The organism is Pseudomonas sp. (assembly GCF_030696055.1).
Taxonomy (GTDB): domain Bacteria; phylum Pseudomonadota; class Gammaproteobacteria; order Pseudomonadales; family Pseudomonadaceae; genus Aquipseudomonas.
This window is the reverse complement of record NZ_JAUYNP010000029.1, coordinates 1-16172: the sequence shown is the minus strand read 5'-3', so window position 1 is coordinate 16172 and position 16172 is coordinate 1. Positions and strand designations below refer to the sequence as shown.

At 64.0% G+C, this 16172-nt stretch carries 15 protein-coding genes and 1 pseudogene; 7 read left to right on the top strand and 9 right to left on the bottom strand.

Annotation, left to right across the window (positions count from 1 at the left end):
- Positions 1-18 precede the first annotated feature (18 nt).
- The 3 genes and pseudogenes from Q8Q83_RS01545 to Q8Q83_RS01535 form a co-directional block, all read right to left on the bottom strand.
- On the bottom strand, positions 19-555 hold the full coding sequence (locus tag Q8Q83_RS01545) for a hypothetical protein (RefSeq protein ID WP_371132341.1): 537 nt from the start codon (positions 553-555) through the stop codon (positions 19-21).
- A 105-nt stretch (positions 556-660) separates the two neighbouring features.
- Positions 661-825: pseudogene (locus Q8Q83_RS01540) on the bottom strand (lysoplasmalogenase family protein); the annotation flags it as partial.
- On the bottom strand, positions 826-1221 hold the full coding sequence (locus tag Q8Q83_RS01535; RefSeq protein WP_305620522.1) for a protease inhibitor I42 family protein: 396 nt from the start codon (positions 1219-1221) through the stop codon (positions 826-828). It lies immediately after the preceding pseudogene.
- Positions 1222-1393: 172 nt separating this feature from the next.
- Between Q8Q83_RS01535 and Q8Q83_RS01530 the strand changes: the two genes are divergently transcribed.
- On the top strand, positions 1394-2284 hold the full coding sequence (locus Q8Q83_RS01530) for a TIGR02285 family protein (protein ID WP_305620520.1): 891 nt from the start codon (positions 1394-1396) through the stop codon (positions 2282-2284).
- 256 nt (positions 2285-2540) lie between these two features.
- On the opposite strand, the gene Q8Q83_RS01525 is transcribed toward Q8Q83_RS01530, so the two are convergent.
- Together Q8Q83_RS01525 and Q8Q83_RS20145 are read right to left on the bottom strand one after the other, a co-directional pair.
- Positions 2541-3239: a hypothetical protein gene (locus Q8Q83_RS01525; RefSeq protein WP_305620518.1), complete on the bottom strand. Its 699-nt coding sequence runs from the start codon at positions 3237-3239 to the stop codon at positions 2541-2543.
- A gap of 3 nt (positions 3240-3242) precedes the next feature.
- On the bottom strand, positions 3243-3821 hold the full coding sequence (locus tag Q8Q83_RS20145; RefSeq protein WP_371132344.1) for a methyl-accepting chemotaxis protein: 579 nt from the start codon (positions 3819-3821) through the stop codon (positions 3243-3245).
- Between the two features lie 655 nt (positions 3822-4476).
- Between Q8Q83_RS20145 and Q8Q83_RS01515 the strand changes: the two genes are divergently transcribed.
- Positions 4477-5229, top strand: coding sequence for an AraC family transcriptional regulator (locus Q8Q83_RS01515; protein ID WP_305620516.1), 753 nt, complete (start codon positions 4477-4479; stop codon positions 5227-5229).
- 239 nt (positions 5230-5468) lie between these two features.
- Here Q8Q83_RS01515 and Q8Q83_RS01510 read toward each other — a convergent pair whose 3' ends face one another.
- Positions 5469-6146, bottom strand: coding sequence for a glutathione S-transferase family protein (locus Q8Q83_RS01510; RefSeq protein WP_305620514.1), 678 nt, complete (start codon positions 6144-6146; stop codon positions 5469-5471).
- An 11-nt stretch (positions 6147-6157) separates the two neighbouring features.
- Positions 6158-6580 carry a DoxX family protein gene (locus Q8Q83_RS01505; RefSeq protein WP_305620513.1) on the bottom strand — a complete coding sequence of 141 codons (423 nt, stop codon included), beginning with the start codon at positions 6578-6580 and terminating at the stop codon, positions 6158-6160.
- 78 nt (positions 6581-6658) lie between these two features.
- Here Q8Q83_RS01505 and Q8Q83_RS01500 point away from each other — a divergent pair, with 78 nt between their 5' ends.
- Both Q8Q83_RS01500 and Q8Q83_RS01495 read left to right on the top strand, forming a co-directional pair.
- A complete protein-coding gene (locus Q8Q83_RS01500; protein ID WP_305620512.1) occupies positions 6659-7543 on the top strand; it encodes a LysR family transcriptional regulator in 885 nt (294 codons plus the stop codon).
- Between the two features lie 136 nt (positions 7544-7679).
- On the top strand, positions 7680-7949 hold the full coding sequence (locus tag Q8Q83_RS01495; protein WP_305620510.1) for a hypothetical protein: 270 nt from the start codon (positions 7680-7682) through the stop codon (positions 7947-7949).
- Positions 7950-7985: 36 nt separating this feature from the next.
- Here Q8Q83_RS01495 and Q8Q83_RS01490 read toward each other — a convergent pair whose 3' ends face one another.
- Both Q8Q83_RS01490 and Q8Q83_RS01485 read right to left on the bottom strand, forming a co-directional pair.
- Positions 7986-8849, bottom strand: a complete 864-nt coding sequence (locus tag Q8Q83_RS01490) for an HDOD domain-containing protein (protein WP_305620509.1) — start codon at positions 8847-8849, stop codon at positions 7986-7988.
- A gap of 88 nt (positions 8850-8937) precedes the next feature.
- Positions 8938-10188: a DUF3422 domain-containing protein gene (locus tag Q8Q83_RS01485; protein ID WP_305620507.1), complete on the bottom strand. Its 1251-nt coding sequence runs from the start codon at positions 10186-10188 to the stop codon at positions 8938-8940.
- Between the two features lie 310 nt (positions 10189-10498).
- Here Q8Q83_RS01485 and putA point away from each other — a divergent pair, with 310 nt between their 5' ends.
- From putA to Q8Q83_RS01470, 3 genes are all read left to right on the top strand, one after another.
- Complete coding sequence (gene putA, locus Q8Q83_RS01480; protein ID WP_305620506.1) at positions 10499-13675, top strand: bifunctional proline dehydrogenase/L-glutamate gamma-semialdehyde dehydrogenase PutA; 3177 nt, start codon at positions 10499-10501, stop codon at positions 13673-13675.
- A gap of 178 nt (positions 13676-13853) precedes the next feature.
- Positions 13854-15374: a sodium/proline symporter PutP gene (gene putP / locus Q8Q83_RS01475; RefSeq protein ID WP_305620504.1), complete on the top strand. Its 1521-nt coding sequence runs from the start codon at positions 13854-13856 to the stop codon at positions 15372-15374.
- 405 nt (positions 15375-15779) lie between these two features.
- Positions 15780-16070, top strand: a complete 291-nt coding sequence (locus tag Q8Q83_RS01470) for a GYD domain-containing protein (protein WP_305620502.1) — start codon at positions 15780-15782, stop codon at positions 16068-16070.
- The last annotated feature ends 102 nt before the right edge of the window (positions 16071-16172 follow it).

Here is a 16172-nt window from a genome sequence, read left to right as displayed (position 1 = left end):
CGCTAAGCCAAACCATCATTACTTCATTTGGTCGAAAATGAACTCGCCAGCCCCCTGCAGCGGACCCAGCGGATTGCGCTTGACTTCGTAGCGGCGAATATTCGGTTCGCCATTGCTCAGCTTGTGCACCAGCATGTCATCCACCAGGATGAACACCGCGCGGAAAGCCCAGCCCTGCAGTTCGCGTTTCTTGCGGAAGTTGAACGCGTCGGCCCAGAAGTTGCCCACCCGTTTGGTGTCGGTCTTGTTGAATTCGAAGGCGTAACCCACACAGCGGTCCTTGGCTTCCAGGCAGCGCAGCAGGCCATCGGGCAGGTAGTCGAGGGGCACATTCGCCTGCACGAACATCAGGCGGATGTCGATAAAGGAGAGCATCCTGCCGTTGCCCTGGGTCAGCGGATCGAAGCCCAGGGCGAAGAGTTCGGAGCGAGTGGTTTTTCCCGGTATGGCCTGGGAGTAGCGTATTTCTGAGTCCAGGTAGTCACCGAAAGGGGAGCGCGCTTCTGCGTGTTCGCTGGGTAACAGGCTGCTGCAACCCGATAGCCATGTCAGCATGAGGAGCAGGCTAACTACATACCTCTTGTCCATCATGATGTTTTCTCTGAGTTGTTCCTGTCTATTTCTATAGCTGATTTATTGTTGCTCTGCTGGTTAAAGCTGTCACCGATTAAGGCTTTTTCGGCGCCGGAAAGTCGAGGCGGCGATGCCCCATTGACCCAACCAGTAGCTGAGGATAATGGCGTAAGGCGCAGCCTCGAATGGCGCGACAAAACGGTGGATACCGATCAGGCTATCGGACAGTACGAACAGTCCCGCACCGCCGGCTCACTCGACCCTTATGCCGCAGTCGAAACGCCGTGCCGGCACCACGCCCACTTCCCAGGGCCGCTCATAGGTCAGCAGCAGGCGTCCTTCACCGGCTTGCTTGGCCTGGAAGCGCCAGGTCGAGCGCCCGGCGCTGCCAACCAGGCCGGCGTCTTCCGGGTTGCTGTACACCTCCGGGCCAAGGCTTTGCAGGACATTGGCGGCAGCGTCGCGGACCAGCCAGCGAAAGCCCGTGGTGGGGTTGCTCGGCATCGTCAGGATCAGTTGCTGGCCCCTGTGCAGGGTCATCGGGCATTTGCTCTGCTGGTTCTGTTGCAGGGCCACGCTGGTCGGCTTTTGCGCGCAGGCACTCAACAAGGCAAGGCTGAGCAGCAGCGGCAAACGGAGGGCAGTCATGGTCAACTCCTGTCTGTGGGCGGTGGTTGCCAGCATAGCCGCTTTGCGGGTGCCGCTGTCGGCTCGGCCTGGGGTGGCCGGCTACACTGCTTGCAGAAAAAGGGCAGTCGCAGAAGTCGTTCAGGCTTAACAGACGCGAGCCCGAAAGGCTGCTGGCAACGAGGAGATGCTTATGCGTCTGCGCTTACTGCTGTCCACCGTCTTGCTGTGTGGGCAGTCCCTGTCGCTGTTTGCCGAGCCCGCCGTCGAGCCGGATGTGTTCTGGCTGGTGAGCGACTTTAAGCCCTTTATGATTTTGCACGGGCCACAGACCGGCGAGGGCTATCTGGACAGATCCCAGTTGCTGCTTCAGCAACTGTTGCCCGGTTACCAGCATCGTTCAGTACAGGGCAATGCCAGTCGCCGCGAGCAGATCATGCAGGCGGGTTTGCATGGCAAGCACCAGGTCTGTTCGGCGACCCTGTTCCAGACCCCCAAGCGCGAGGGTTTTGCCGTATTCAGTCGGCCTTATCTGCGAGTGCTGCCCAGCGGCATCATTACCCTGCAACGGTTGGTGCCGCGTTTTGCACCTTACCGCGATGGCGCCGGCGATCTGCAGTTGGCGCGGATTATCGCGGATCGGGCATTGCGCATGGGGGTAACCCGCAGCCGGGTCTACGGCGGCGCGGTCGATAAGTTACTGGAGCCGCTGGCCGCGACCGAGTCGGATCCGAGCGTGGTCTGGCGCGCCGGCGAGGATAACAGCGAGGGCTTGTACGGCATGCTGCAGCGAGGTCGTATCGATTTCACCCTGGGCTTTGCGGTGGAGGAGCTGTACTTGCAGAGGCAGCAGGCTGGCCAGGAGCCCACGGTATTTCTGCCCGTGGCGGAAAATACCGGGTTGTTGGAAGCGCGCTTCAGTTGCGCGCGTACCCCCTGGGGGGAACGCACCGTGGCTCAGGTGGATGCTTTGCTGGCTGACCCAGCATTGCGCGCCCGCTTTCAGACCTTCTATGAACAGTGGCTTAACCCCGAGAGCCTGCGGCTCTATCGCGCCAAGCTCGCGGCCAGTCGGCGGCCCTAAGTCCTTGGCGAGTCCGTTCCAGATACAGCGTTCGAGCGCCGGTTTCGGCCGCCGCGTGATAGCGCGTCGCGCCGCCCTGTCAGCTTAATGTGGCCAGCCTGGCAGGGGGCTGCTTAGAACCTGTTTACGATCTCGCGAGCTAGAGCCAGACAAGGCAAAAACAGCCGAGGAAGCGGAGTTTACGAGCTGTAAATGAGCATTTCGAGGCTGTTTTTAACGCCGGATGGCCGACGCGCAGCAGATCGTAGGCAGGTTCTTAGGCCAGGCTGGCGCGCAAAGCCTGCAGGCGCTCGTCGATGATCGGGGTGAGCAGGGCGAAGCAATCCATGGGGGCCAGGCGGATATGCGCCGCGCCTATCAGTTCACGGTCCAGGCGCTCGATCACCGCACGGACCCGTTGTTCACAGCTGGGTCCGGCCAGGCGCTGGCACAGGTAGCGCATCTGAATCTGCAGCTCCAAGGGGCAGCGCGGGTGATTGGCCGCGCGCACCGCAAACGCCCGCAGTCGGCCCAGATCCTCGAGGCTGCGACAGGCCTCGCTAAGCCCGGCGCTGACCTGGGCGTGCTGCTCACCCAGGCGCAGTTCCAGCAGCTGGATGGCCTCCAGCAGATGCTCGATCAGGTGGCAGTGGCCGTTGAAGTCCGCCGGTTGCGCGCGCAGCGCCGGCCAGGCGGCATTGAGGTCGGGCAGACGTTGCGCGGCGCTCGGCCAGCCTGGCCAGAGCCGATCCAGTTGCCGGGCGATGGCCGCGCGCTGGGTTTGGCTCTGGGCATCCTTGAGCGGGCCGAGGCCGCGGTGTTTCTGCAGGTTCTGCAGCAGTTCCAGGGCCAGTTGCAGGCTGTTGTTGGACAGCCGCTCGCGGGCGCGTTGGCGCCGCCGTCTGGCCAACAGCAGCCAGGTATGGCTGGCGAGCAGGGCGAGGGCGGCGAGCAGCGGGGTCAGCCAGATAGCCATGGGTCAGCTCCGTTGCGCGTTGGCATCGGCGTCGGTGAGCCGATTGAGGTACAGGGTCAGGCTGTGCAGCTCGTGGGATTGTTCGCGCTGGGCGTTGACCGCTTGGCCGATGCGCTGCAGCTGGTCATGCAGGGCCTGGCTGGCGCTGCCGTGTTCGTCCAGGGCCAGTTGCAGGCTGTGCAGCTCGGCCAGGCTGTGCTGGTTGTGTTGCGCGAGCTGGTGCAGGTCCTCGGCCAGGGCCTGGCTGCGGCTGGCGCCTTGGTCGAGCAAGTGGCGGTGTTCTTCGACCTCATGGCGCACGCTGTGCACCGCCTGACCGATATCGCCGACCACCCGGGTGATGTGCTGCGCGGCCTGGTCGCTGGCCAGGGATAGCTGACGCACCTCGTCGGCGACCACGGCGAAGCCACGGCCTTGCTCGCCGGCGCGGGCGGCTTCGATTGAGGCGTTGAGGGCCAGCAACTGGGTCTGTTTGGCCAGGCTCTGGATGCTCTGCAAGGAGCTTTCCACCGCCTGGGTGTGATTGAGCAGCTGGCTCACGGCGTCGGCGGTGCGTCCCAGGCTATGGCGGATATCGCTCATGGCGCTGCCCACCGATTGGGCGTCCTGGCGGCCGGCCTCACTCTTTTGGTGCGCCAGCTGAAAGGCGCTTTTGGCCTGCTGGCCGAGGTGCTGGATCCGCCCCAGGGTCTGGCCGATAGCCGCGCTGGCCTGGCCGATATTCGCCACCTGCTGGCCCTGTTCATCGCTGCGCTGTTGCGCGGTGGCCGCCATCTGCGCCAGGGCCTGGCCGGCGAACTGCACCTCGCTGCGCAGGCGCTCGGCGCTGCGACGTTCCTCGCCGCTGCTGACGATCAACCGATGCAGGTCGGGCCGGCTGTCGCCGCACAGCTGCGCCAGGCCGCGTTGCAGGCGCCGCAGCTGTTGGCGCTGGCCTTGTTGCTGCAGCAGGTAGAGCAGCAGGCCGGCCACCAGGCTGGCCAGCGCCGGCCAGAACAGGCCGCTCAGGGCCAGGGGGATGCCGGCCAGCCAACAACTGGCCACCAGACAGAAACGGCCATCGATGCCGGGCGCGGTGGTGGGGGGCAAGGTGGACTGCATTGGCTGGGTACTCCCTGGAAACAGCGGCTCTGCCAAGGGGATAGCAAGATACTGGCCAGCCACTGGTCGGCGGGGCTTACGGCGCGCGGCGCAACTGGTTAAAGTGCCGCCATATCACCCGCGGATGGCCCTTGCAATGCTCAAAGCCCGCCTGCTGCGCCTGGATGATCAGGCCCATGAACACACCCACGATCACCACCAGTTGGTGCTGTCGTTGGCTGGGCGCGCGGAGTTCGAGGTCAATGGCCGTGGCGGCGAGGTGTGCCGCATGCGCGCCTGCCTGGTGCCGGGGGATGCCGACCACCAGTTCGCCGGCATCGGCGATAACCGCATGCTGATCATCGACCTGAACGAGCAGGACACCTCCAGCGCAGACCTGCAGCTGCTCACCCACCTATTCGAAACCCCGCGTTATCCGCAGCTGGATGCCGACTTCCAGAACCTGCTGAGTTATGCCGGGGCGGAACTGGAGCGCTACGGCTCCGATCCCATGCTGGCCCGCGCCCTGGGCGGGGTGTTGCTGCGCGCGCTGCACCTGCGCCTGTTCGGCGAGCAGCAGGCGCGGGTGCTGGGCCCGCTGAATCTGGAACGCCTCGACAGCTATATAGTCGAGCACCTGGCGCGGCGTATCAGCGTGGCCGAGCTGGCCCAGGTGGCGTGCCTCAGCCCCAGTCATTTCCACGCCCAGTTCAAGGACAGCGTCGGCCTGACGCCGCACCAGTACCTGCTCAAGACCCGCCTGGACCGCGCGGCCCGCCTGCTGCGCGAAAGCGGCCTGCCGCTGATCCGCATCGCCGAAGAATGCGGCTTCTCCAGCCAGAGCGCCCTGACCACCGCCATGCGCCGCTACCTCGGCCTGACTCCCAAGCGCCTGCGCGGCGCCGACTAAGCGGCATTGCCCGAGGGTTTACCCCAGCACGCCGGCAACGATAAAGGCCTGGGCCGAAACCTGGCCGGCCAACAGCTTGCCGTGTAACAGCGCTGCGGCTATGTATCCGGCTGGTGCATGGCCGATGATCATGGGGCTCCATCCCTGAGTGGTTATGCCAGTGCTTGCAGCCTATACGCGGCGTTCGATCCTGGCCAGGCTCACCGGCTATAGGGCCGCAACTGTGCGGCGAGCCGGCTTCAGCCGATCGGCAAGGCGCCTAGGCGCCTGGACAGCGCCGAGTTCTTGGCGAGTAAGAAGGTGCGCAATAGCTGCGGGTAGTCCAGCCCGACGGCTTGTTGCACTGACGGCCGCGCGCAGAGCTGGGCGCGCCAGGTGCGTAATTTTGCGCTGTGGGTCAACAGGCCAAAGTCGGCTATGTCGTCGAATACATCGAAGTAGCGGAAGATAGGTGCAAACACCGCGTCGACCATCGAGAACCTTGCTCCCATAAAGTAAGGCCCTTTATCCAGCGCCGCCTCCACCTGCTTGAACTTGATCGCGAGTTCATCGGCCTTGGCGGCGAGGCCGGATTCCGTCTCGGCGCTGTAAAAGCCGGCAATGCTGTTGAGGACAGTCGAGCCGAACTCCATCCACGACCTATGCCGGGCCCGCTGCAAGGCATCTTGCGGGTGCAGTGGCGGCGAGCTGATCTCGTCCAGATACTCACAGATCACCGCAGACTCAAAGAGGGCCTGATCCTCCACCAGCAGTACCGGTGTCTTGCCCAGTGGGGACAGGTGCAGGAACCAGCCTGGCTTGTTGGCCAGATCGATATCTATTCGCTCGAAGGCCATGCCCTTCTCCATCAGCACTATGCAGGCGCGCTGGACATAGGGGCAGAGTGCATGGCTTACCAATCGGAATGGTGCCGGCATGAGTGGGTCCTCTACTGGCTTAAGACGAAGCGTTGGCTGCGTCGTGCGGCAAAGGCGCCGTCACCCATAAGCCACAACGCGACTGAGGCGACCGTCAGCAGCAGCGGGTATTCCCAGCCGCCACCTGGGCTGGTGTGGACCCAGCCATTAGGCAGATGCACCCAGGTCGCACCGGCCAGGATAGGCGCCAGGGCAAGCGCGACCTGGCGCGGGTAAAACCCGAGGATAAGGGCCAGACCACCCAGCAGTTCAGCGGCAAACACCGGATAGGCCAGCAATCCGGGAAAGCCAACGCTGGCAAAGAACTGCGCGGTACCCGCCAGGCTGAAGACCAAGTATTTGAGCAGGGCATGGGCGATCCACATGCTGCCCAGGCTAGTGCGCAGCAAGGTGATCCCCAGCTGAGTGGGATTGAGTGCCAATAAGTGGCGCATTGCGTTTCTCCATTGAGGGGCTGTCGAGTCCAGCCTAAGATTGCGCTGGTGCAATTTAAATAGGCTGCAGGGCAACTCATGAATGCACGAACGCAATACCAGCTCAGCGCTGCAGATCTTCACGTCGTCCTCTGCCTGAGCCGGGGCGCCACCCTCGCCGCGGCGGCCGAGCGTCTCGGCGTCGATAGCTCGACGGTCTTTCGCTCGCTCAAGCGCATTGAGCGCCATCTCGGCCAGCGCTTGTTTGAGCGCTCCCGGCTTGGTTACCTGGCAACTGAGCTGGCCTGCACCTTGGCGGAACATGCCGAGCAGATGGAGATGGCTCTGGAAGCGGCACGCTCTGCAGCGCAATTGCAGCCAGAGGAGGTGGCGGGTTCGGTACGCATCAGCACCACGGACACCATTCTGCATGGTCTGCTCGCGCCCTCGCTGAAGGCCTTGCGCGACCAGCACCCGCGCCTCAGCCTAGAGCTGCATACAGGCAATGAACTGGCGAACCTGACCCGGCGCGATGCCGATATCGCCGTTCGGGCGACCAAGCGCCCGCCACAACATCTGGTGGGCAGATGCCTTGGGCCGATACGCGTTGCGCTCTATGCCCATAAGCTCAGCGGGATAAGCAGCCTCGAGGCGCTGAGTGCGCGGGAGGTCGACTGGATAGCGCCGGATGATGCGCTTCCGGAACATCCCTCGGTGCTTTGGCGCAGAAAGCACTTCCCGAAAGTGCTGCCCGCCTACCGGGTCAACAGCATCCTGACTGTCATGGAACTGGTGGCCCTGGGGCTGGGTGTGGGCATCCTTCCAATTTTCCTGGCCCAGGGGCGAGAAGACCTCATCCCGATCAGCGACAGCCTGGATGACTGCCAGACCGATCTCTGGTTGCTGACACATAGTGAGTCCAGGCACCTGCGCCGTGTTGCCACGGTTTTCGCGCATCTATCGCAGGCAATTCTGCTGGAGTGACAAGGTTGTAGCGCAGCGCCTGGCTGACCCAGCTCCTGGCAGCGTCCCGCTCGGCGGCCCTGCTCAGGGTTTCCCGAGCAGGGCCGCACACTCCGCTATCCTGCCAGTAGCAGGGTAGTCAGCCGGAGGGCGAGCCATGAGCCACAAGTACCAGAGTCTGTTGCACTCGATTTGCCACGGGCCCTTGCCCGGCAATATCCACTGGCGTGAGGTGGAGTCCTTGCTGCATCACCTGGGGGCGACGGTCGAGCCGATTCTCGGTGCGCGCTTTCGCGTGGTGTTGCACGGGCAGGAATTTTTTCTGCATCACCCGCACCACGGCAATGTGTGCAGCAAGCAGGAAATCAAGCACCTGCGTGAATGCTTCGCCAGCCTGGGCCTGGCCCCGGCGGCCGGCGACGACTAGGCATAGGGACCTGCTTGCCCAGTTGTTGCAGCGGCTTTAGTGCAGGGTCGCGGCCAGCGCATGGATATCCGCGCGATGATCGATGATCAGGCTGAGTTCGCCGTTTTCGCCGATAAAGTCCTGCGGCGGCAGGAGTTTCTGATAGGCCGCCAGTTCCGTCAGCGGCGGTAGATCGCTAAAGGCCTGGCGTTCTTTCAGGGCGTGATAGAGCGCCAGATTGACCAGGTCGAGCAACTCGATGCGCTGCCCAGGGCTGTATTGCCAGTGGCCGGTCCCGCGTATCACCTCGATATATTCGTTATCCACCGCCCATTTCTTCAGCACTATGATGCTCAGGGGTTTGCTGTATTCGCGGCACAGCCGGTAGTACAGCTCGCTGGAGGGGATGACGGCCTCATCCTTGAACGCCGAGAGCACGGCGAGGGTACCGACCTCGCTGAGCAGGCTGGCCAGCAGGGCGTGTTCCGGGGTGATGCGGCTGAGCAGGCGCGCCAGCAGGGCGCAGGTGCTGGCCTTGAGCACCAGGCGCTGCCAAGCCTCGACAAACAGGCGCTTGTGCGCCGGGCTGTGCAGGGTGAACAGGCTCTTGATGCTGTGCACCATGGTAATGCGGTCGACCTCGCCCATGCCGAGCAGCACTATCACGTCCTGCAGGGTTTTCGGCGTCACGCTGTGGCGGTACAGCGCGCAACTGGCATGTTTCATCAGCATGGCGCTCAGCGCCGGGTCGCGGCTGACCAGGCGCACCAAGGCGCTCATGGATACCTGCGGATCGCCCAGGGCGCGGCGGATATCCAGGGTGATGGTGGGCAGGCTGGGCAGTTGTTCCTCGCCCTGCATCAACTGCGAGACCACCCGCCTATAGATCGAATACTCCGAGACTTCATCGCTCAAGATCATGCGCTCCTGCACCTGTTCAGCCAGTGTAGGCGGGCGCCTGCCAAGCGCCTGGTCGGCGATCAATGGCGCTTGGCTATAAGCACCTGACCTAGCCCGGGTCGGCGGAGCCATGGCGCTTGGCCTTGCGGATGCGCAGGGCGATGCCGCCGATCAGCAGCAGCGCCAGCGGGCCGAACAGGCTGGCGGCCAGTTGCGGCGAGAGGTCGAGGCCCAGACTGTGTGCGCCCTCGACGCCGAGCTTGAACAGGCTCAGCAGGTAGTAGCTGATGGCGATGATCGACAGGCCCTCCACCGCCTTCTGGATCTTGATCTGGGTGCTGGCGCGGCTGTTGAGGCTGCGCAGGATCTCCGAGTTCTGCTCTTCCACCTCCACCTGCACCCGGGTCTGCAGCAGCTCGCCCAGGTTGGCCACGCTCTGGCCCAGACGGGCCAGGCGCTGGTCGGTGACGGCGCAGTAGCGCACCGTGGGCTTGAAGCGCCGCTCGATAAAGATGCCGAGGCGCTGGCAGTCGCCGACATGGCTCTCGCGCAGCTCGGTGATTCGCTCGAACACCAACTGCGCATAGGCCTCGGCGGCGCTGAAGCGCTGGCGGTGAATGGCCGTGCTGCGCACTATAGTGGCCGAGAGCAGGGCGATGGCGCTGAGTAGTTGCTTGGCATTGGTGGCGGCGGGGTCGGCGTTGCGATCGGACAGGCTGGCCAGTTGCTGGTCGTACTCCTTGAGCTGGCGGTCGACCGCCTGCGCCACCGGCAGGGTCAGCGAGGCCATCATGCGGTAGGTCTCGATTTCCAGCAGGCGCCTGATCATCCGCCCCAGGCGATAGGCGTTGAGCTTGCGGTTGACCAGCAGGATGCGGTTGCGCCCCTCATGGCACAGCCTGAAGTCGCTCCACACCACGGCATCGCCGCCGCCGATCTGCGAGCCGGCCGGGTCCTTGAAGCCGTAGCGGGCGTTATGCCCCTCCCAGTGCTGTTCGGACTCCACCAGGATCTGCACGGCATTGATGATCAGCGCCCGGTGCGGCTCGATCAGCGCCTGCAGGGCGGCGGGCAGGGGCGGCCAGAACTCGCTGTTGGTCTGCTTGGGCTGCACCAGGGTCAGGGTGAAAAACTCGGCATGCCGTTCCCACTTCAGCGGGTGGCCATCCAGTTGCACCACGCCCTGGGCGCTGCCGTTGGGCGCCGGCTGGGCCGCGCCCTGGGCCAAGGCGTCGATCACCGCCGCGCTGACCCCGCCCTGGTCGAGCAGGGCGATATGGAAGACGTGCGCCGGCTCGTTGAAATACAGCGAGGGGCGGGCATGCAGTTCGTTATGCAGGGCGGTTCTGTGCGGATGCATAGCTAGGCGCCATATGACTGGAGAATTGACTGGAGGGTCCAGCAGTGACGCGGCCAACGCCCGCCATGTCACGCCGCCCATGTAACTGGCGGCGAGTCGGCGGCTTTTCAAACAAGCGTTCGCCATTAGTTCCCCGGCCTGGAGCTTTCTGCAAAAACTCCAGAGCTTTCAGCAAGAAGCTGTCATGCCTGTGCCACTAAATTCGCTTACCGCTCGCGCAGTGCGCAGGTTTTGGCCCAGTCGTTATTGGTCAGACCCGCCAGGCTGCGCTAGACCCATAACAAACAGTCTCCACAAGAGGATGGGCGTGATGTTTAAAGCCAGTCACGTCTTGCAGGACGAGTTCCTTAACCGGATCTCTGCCGCCAAGGCCGCCGATTTTTTCCCTGTCATCAGCGCCAACTACAGCGTTGACGAGGCAGCCTATCTCACCGAGCTGTTGCAGCTCGCCGACCCCGGTGAGACCGGCATCGCGACTATCCGCCGCGGTGCCCGTACCCTGATCGAAGATGTACGTAGCCGGGACAACGCCGTCGATACCCTCGACGCCCTTCTTCGTCAGTACAGCCTCGACACCCAGGAAGGGCTGATGCTCATGTGCCTGGCCGAGGCTCTGCTGCGCGTGCCGGACGCCGCCACCGCCGACGCGCTGATCCGCGACAAGCTGAGCGCCGCCGAGTGGGAACGCCACCTGGGCAAGAGCGACAGCGTGCTGGTCAACTTCGCCGCCTGGGGCCTGGTGATGACCGGCAAGGTGGTCGACCCGCAAACCACCGACGGCCGGCCGAAAAACGTCCTCGGCAAGCTGATCAAGCGCTCCGGCGAGCCGGTGATTCGCGCGGCGATGAACCAGGCCATGAAGCTGATGGGCAAGCAGTTCGTGCTTGGTCGCAACATTGCCGAGGCGCTGAAGAACGGTCGCCCGGAGCGCGAGAAGGGCTACACCTACTCCTTCGATATGCTCGGCGAGGCCGCGCTGACCCAGGGCGACGCCGAAAAATATATGGCCGACTACCGCAAGGCCATCGACACGGTCGGTGCCGAGCCGCAGGTCGGTCCCGGTCCGCGGCCGTCCATCTCGATCAAGCTGTCGGCCCTGCACCCGCGTTATGAAGTGGCGCAGCGCGAGCGCGTGCTGACCGAGCTGTTCGCCAATGTGCTGGAACTGGCCGTGCGGGCGCGCAAGCTGAATGTCGGCATCTCGGTGGACGCCGAGGAGGCCGATCGCCTCGAACTGTCCCTGGAACTCTATGAAAAGCTGATGCGCGATCCGGCCCTCAAGGGCTGGGGCGAGTTCGGCCTGGTGGTGCAGGCCTACTCCAAGCGCTGCCTGCCGGTGTTGGTGTGGCTGTGCCTGCTGGGCAAGGAGCTGGGCGAGAAGATGCCGCTGCGCCTGGTCAAGGGCGCCTACTGGGACACCGAGATCAAGCAAAGCCAGGTCCAGGGCCTGGACGGCTACCCGGTATTCACCCGCAAGGAAGGCACCGACACCTCCTACCTGGCCTGCGCGCGTTTTCTCTTGTCGGATTTCACCCGCGGGGTGATCTACCCGCAGTTCGCTAGCCACAACGCCCACACCGTCAGCTGCATCCTGGCGATAGTGGCCGAGCAGAAGCAGCCGCGCGACTTCGAGTTCCAGCGCCTGCACGGCATGGGCGATGCGCTGTACGACACAGTGCTGGAAAAGCATGGCAAGAACGTGCGCATCTACGCCCCGGTAGGGGCACATAAGGACCTGCTGCCCTACCTGGTGCGGCGTCTGCTGGAAAACGGCGCGAACTCCTCGTTCGTCCACCAGCTGGTCGACCCGAGCACGCCGATCGAGTCCCTTCTCGATCATCCGGTGACGCAGTTGCGCGCGTGCAAAAGCATCGGCAATGACAAAATCCCCCTCCCGCCTGCGCTGTTCGGCAGTGCGCGGAAAAATTCCCAAGGCCTCAATATGAACATCCAAACGTCGTGGAGTGAGCTGGAGCTCGCCTACCAGTCGCACCTCAAGCGTCAATGGCAGGTCGCACCGGTGATCAATGGCGAGAAACTCGCCGGTAGCCCGCAAGAAGTGCGCTGCCCGTTCGAACTGAGCAAAGTGGTGGGTAGCGCCCAGTTCGCCACGGCCGCCCAGGCCGCCGATGCGCTGAATGGGCTGCACGGCGCCTGGCCGCGCTGGAATGCCACCGCCATCGATGCTCGGGCGAGCATCCTGGAGCGCCTGGCCGATTTGCTGGAAGCCAACCGCGCCGAGCTGATGGCGCTGTGCACCCTGGAGGCGGGCAAGTCGCTGCAGGACGGGATCGACGAAGTGCGCGAGGCGGTGGACTTCTGCCGTTACTACGCACAGCAGGCGCGCCTGCGTCTGGGCCGCGAAGAGCTGCAAGGGCCGACCGGCGAGCGCAACGAGTTGTTCCATGAAGGCCGCGGCATCTTCGTTTGCGTCAGCCCGTGGAACTTCCCCCTGGCCATCTACCTGGGCCAGATCGCCGCCGCCCTGGTGGCCGGTAACTGCGTGCTGGCCAAGCCGGCCGAGCAGACCAGCCTGATCGCCGCCCGCGCCCTGGAACTGATGTTCCAGGCCGGTTTGCCGAAAGACGTGATCGCCTTCCTGCCGGGCGACGGCGCCACCTTGGGTGGCGTGTTCTGCCGCGATGCGCGGGTCGCCGGGGTGTGCTTTACCGGATCGACTGAGACTGCACGGATTATCAACCGCCAGTTGGCCGAGAAAGACGGTCCGATCGCCGCGCTGATCGCCGAAACCGGCGGGCAGAACGCCATGATAGTCGACTCCACCGCGCTGCCCGAGCAGGTGGTCAAGGATGCCGTGCAATCGGCCTTCACCAGTGCCGGCCAGCGTTGCTCGGCCCTGCGCGTGTTGTACGTGCAGGCCGATATCGCCGAGCGCGTGCTGGAGCTGCTCAAGGGTGCCATGGCCGAGCTGAAGGTGGGCCCGACTCATCTGCGGGTCAACGATATTGGCCCGGTAATCGACGCCGAAGCCAAAGCCGGCCTGGTGGCGCATATCGCCAAGCTTAAGGGCGAGGGCAAGCTGATCGCCGAAACCCAGCTGCCGGCCGGCCTGGACGGTCACTTCGTGGCGCCGGTGGCGTTCGAGATCGGCGGCATCAGCGAGCTTACGAAAGAAAACTTCGGCCCCATCCTGCACATAGTGCGGTTCCAGGCCAGCGAGCTGGAACAGGTGGTCGCGGCTATCAATGCCACAGGTTATGGACTGACTTTGGGTGTACATAGCCGCAACGAGGAAACCGCCCGGCGCATCGAGGAGCTGGCGCGGGTCGGCAACCTCTACGTCAACCGCAACCAGATCGGCGCGGTGGTCGGCGTGCAGCCCTTCGGTGGTTGCGGCCTGTCCGGCACCGGGCCGAAAGCCGGTGGCCCGAGTTATCTGCTGCGCTTTGCCAACGAGCGCACCACCTCGGTCAACACCACGGCGGTGGGCGGCAACGCCTCGTTGTTGTCGCTGACCGACGCGTAACGAATTCACCACGTATTGGGGTGTGTAAAACCCCGAAGCGGCAGGGCGGTTGCTCCTTATGGGGGTAGCGGCCTTGCCGGTAGCGCGCGTTCGCCAAAAGCGGGCGCGGTTTGCCAAGCAGGGCACGGGCCTATCCCCGTTGCCTGAATAAAACAACAAACCTGAGGGGAGCTCCCCAATGACAGCTAGTACTCCAATGCTTGTCACCTTCGTGGTGTACATCGCAGCCATGGTGCTGATCGGGCTATTCGCCTATATGCGCACGCAAAACCTTTCCGATTACATCCTCGGTGGTCGCAGCCTCGGTAGTTTCGTCACCGCGCTGTCCGCCGGCGCTTCCGACATGAGCGGCTGGCTGCTGATGGGCTTGCCGGGCGCGGTGTATATGTCCGGCCTGTCCGAAGGCTGGATCGCCATCGGCCTGATCGCCGGTGCCTACCTCAACTGGCTGTTCGTCGCCGGCCGTCTGCGCGTGCAGACCGAGCACAACGGCAACGCCCTGACCCTGCCGGACTACTTCACCAACCGCTTCGAAGACAGTAGCCGCGTGCTGCGCATCTTCTCCGCCCTGGTGATCCTGGTGTTCTTCACCATCTACTGCGCCTCGGGCGTGGTGGCCGGTGCGCGCCTGTTCGAAAGCACCTTCGGCCTGTCCTACGAGACCGCCCTGTGGGCCGGCGCGGCGGCGACCATCGCCTACACCTTCATCGGTGGCTTCCTCGCGGTGAGCTGGACCGACACGGTGCAGGCGACTCTGATGATCTTCGCCCTGATCCTCACCCCGATAGTGGTGATGCTGGCCAGCGGCGGCGTCGACACCACCTTCCTGGCGATCGCCGCCCAGGACGCGACCCACTTCGACATGCTCAAGGGCGCCACCTTTGTCGGCGTGATCTCGCTGATGGCCTGGGGCCTGGGCTATTTCGGCCAGCCGCATATCCTGGCGCGCTTTATGGCGGCCGATTCGGTGAAATCCATCCCGGCGGCCCGGCGCATCTCCATGACCTGGATGATCCTGTGCCTGGGCGGCGCGGTGGCCGTGGGCTTCTTCGGTATCGCCTACTTCTCGGCTAACCCGGACCTGGCCGGCGCCGTGACCGAGAACCCGGAGCGGGTGTTTATCGAACTGGCCAAGCTGCTGTTCAACCCCTGGGTTGCCGGCGTGCTGTTGTCCGCCATCCTGGCGGCGGTGATGTCCACCCTGAGCTGCCAGCTGCTGGTGTGCTCCAGCGCCCTGACCGAAGACTTCTATAAAGCCTTCCTGCGCAAGGGCGCCAGCCAGCTCGAACTGGTCTGGGTCGGTCGCGCCATGGTGCTGCTGGTGGCGGTGATCGCCATCGCCCTGGCCGCCAACCCGGAAAACCGCGTGCTGGGCCTGGTGTCCTACGCCTGGGCCGGCTTCGGCGCCGCCTTCGGCCCGGTGGTGATCCTGTCCCTGATGTGGAAGCGCATGACCCGCAACGGCGCCCTGGCCGGCATGCTGCTCGGTGCCTTGACCGTGATCCTGTGGAAGAACTTCCTCGGTCACCTGGGCCTGTACGAAATCATCCCGGGCTTTATCTTCGCCACCATCGGGATTGTGGTGTTCAGCCTGCTGGACAAGGCTCCCTCGGCCTCCATGCTCAAGCGTTTCGCCGCGGCCGAGCGCGAGTACCAGGATGCCGCCAATGGCAGCTTTCAGGATGCTCCGGCCCGTTAAGCTGCTGTGCAAGATCCGCCGCGCTTGACTGCGCGGCGTTGAACCCAGCCCAGGCTACACGGGCTGGTCAATGGCAGCTGCTGGGTCGCGCAGCTGCCAGGCGGACTGGCTCCGCTGTTGTGTGCGTGTGACCCGATAGTGCTTCGCCGGCCCCCAGCTTTGCTGTCGGGCCGGCTTTTTTATGCCTCTGTGGATCAGCGGTCATGCGCGTGGCGCAGTGGACTGCTATTCCTACCAGGCTGCTTTGCTGGAGCGCAGCAGCGGTATGGGCCCGCGTAGCGATGCGGCAGAAACAGACTCAAAGGTGTGGTCGGACTAGCGGATTTGGAAGAGTGGCGGTCCTCTCCCAGGTAATCACTGTCGACCCAGTGACCGCCATCCATCCACCCGAACAGGGGTGAAACCATGGCAACCTTTATCACGCTAGCGAACTTCACCGATCAGGGCATCCGGGCGGTCAAAGACTCACCGGATCGTTTCCAAGCGTTCAAGGCGCTGGCGGAGACGCTCGGCATCACGGTCAAAGCGGCCTACTGGACGGTCGGCAATTACGACCTGGTGCTTATAGTCGAGGGGCCGGAGGAGGCCGCCACCTCTCTGCTGTTGAAGGCCGGCTCGCTCGGCAACGTGCGGACGCAGACGCTGCGCGGGTTCTCAGAGCCGGAGATCAAGCGAATCATCGGCAATATGCCTTAGAAGCTGTTCACGATCTCGCGAGCTAGAGATAAACGGTGGCGAAAACGGCCGAGGAAGCGGAGTTTACGAGCTGTAAATGAGCATTCCGAGGTCGTTTTCAAC

Excerpts from the sequence above, each read along its gene's own strand:
- Q8Q83_RS01545 (WP_371132341.1), bottom strand. The coding sequence starts at position 555 with ATGCTGACATGGCTATCGGGTTGCAGCAGCCTGTTACCCAGCGAACAC.
- putA (WP_305620506.1), top strand. The coding sequence starts at position 10,499 with ATGTTTAAAGCCAGTCACGTCTTGCAGGACGAGTTCCTTAACCGGATC.
- Q8Q83_RS01510 (WP_305620514.1), bottom strand. The coding sequence starts at position 6,146 with ATGCCGGCACCATTCCGATTGGTAAGCCATGCACTCTGCCCCTATGTC.
- Q8Q83_RS01535 (WP_305620522.1), bottom strand. The coding sequence starts at position 1,221 with ATGACTGCCCTCCGTTTGCCGCTGCTGCTCAGCCTTGCCTTGTTGAGT.
- putP (WP_305620504.1), top strand. The coding sequence starts at position 13,854 with ATGACAGCTAGTACTCCAATGCTTGTCACCTTCGTGGTGTACATCGCA.
- Q8Q83_RS01525 (WP_305620518.1), bottom strand. The coding sequence starts at position 3,239 with ATGGCTATCTGGCTGACCCCGCTGCTCGCCGCCCTCGCCCTGCTCGCC.
- Q8Q83_RS01490 (WP_305620509.1), bottom strand. The coding sequence starts at position 8,849 with ATGATCTTGAGCGATGAAGTCTCGGAGTATTCGATCTATAGGCGGGTG.
- Q8Q83_RS01530 (WP_305620520.1), top strand. The coding sequence starts at position 1,394 with ATGCGTCTGCGCTTACTGCTGTCCACCGTCTTGCTGTGTGGGCAGTCC.
- Q8Q83_RS01485 (WP_305620507.1), bottom strand. The coding sequence starts at position 10,188 with ATGCATCCGCACAGAACCGCCCTGCATAACGAACTGCATGCCCGCCCC.
- Q8Q83_RS01505 (WP_305620513.1), bottom strand. The coding sequence starts at position 6,580 with ATGCGCCACTTATTGGCACTCAATCCCACTCAGCTGGGGATCACCTTG.
- Q8Q83_RS20145 (WP_371132344.1), bottom strand. The coding sequence starts at position 3,821 with ATGAGCGATATCCGCCATAGCCTGGGACGCACCGCCGACGCCGTGAGC.
- Q8Q83_RS01495 (WP_305620510.1), top strand. The coding sequence starts at position 7,680 with ATGAGCCACAAGTACCAGAGTCTGTTGCACTCGATTTGCCACGGGCCC.
- Q8Q83_RS01470 (WP_305620502.1), top strand. The coding sequence starts at position 15,780 with ATGGCAACCTTTATCACGCTAGCGAACTTCACCGATCAGGGCATCCGG.
- Q8Q83_RS01515 (WP_305620516.1), top strand. The coding sequence starts at position 4,477 with ATGCTCAAAGCCCGCCTGCTGCGCCTGGATGATCAGGCCCATGAACAC.
- Q8Q83_RS01500 (WP_305620512.1), top strand. The coding sequence starts at position 6,659 with ATGAATGCACGAACGCAATACCAGCTCAGCGCTGCAGATCTTCACGTC.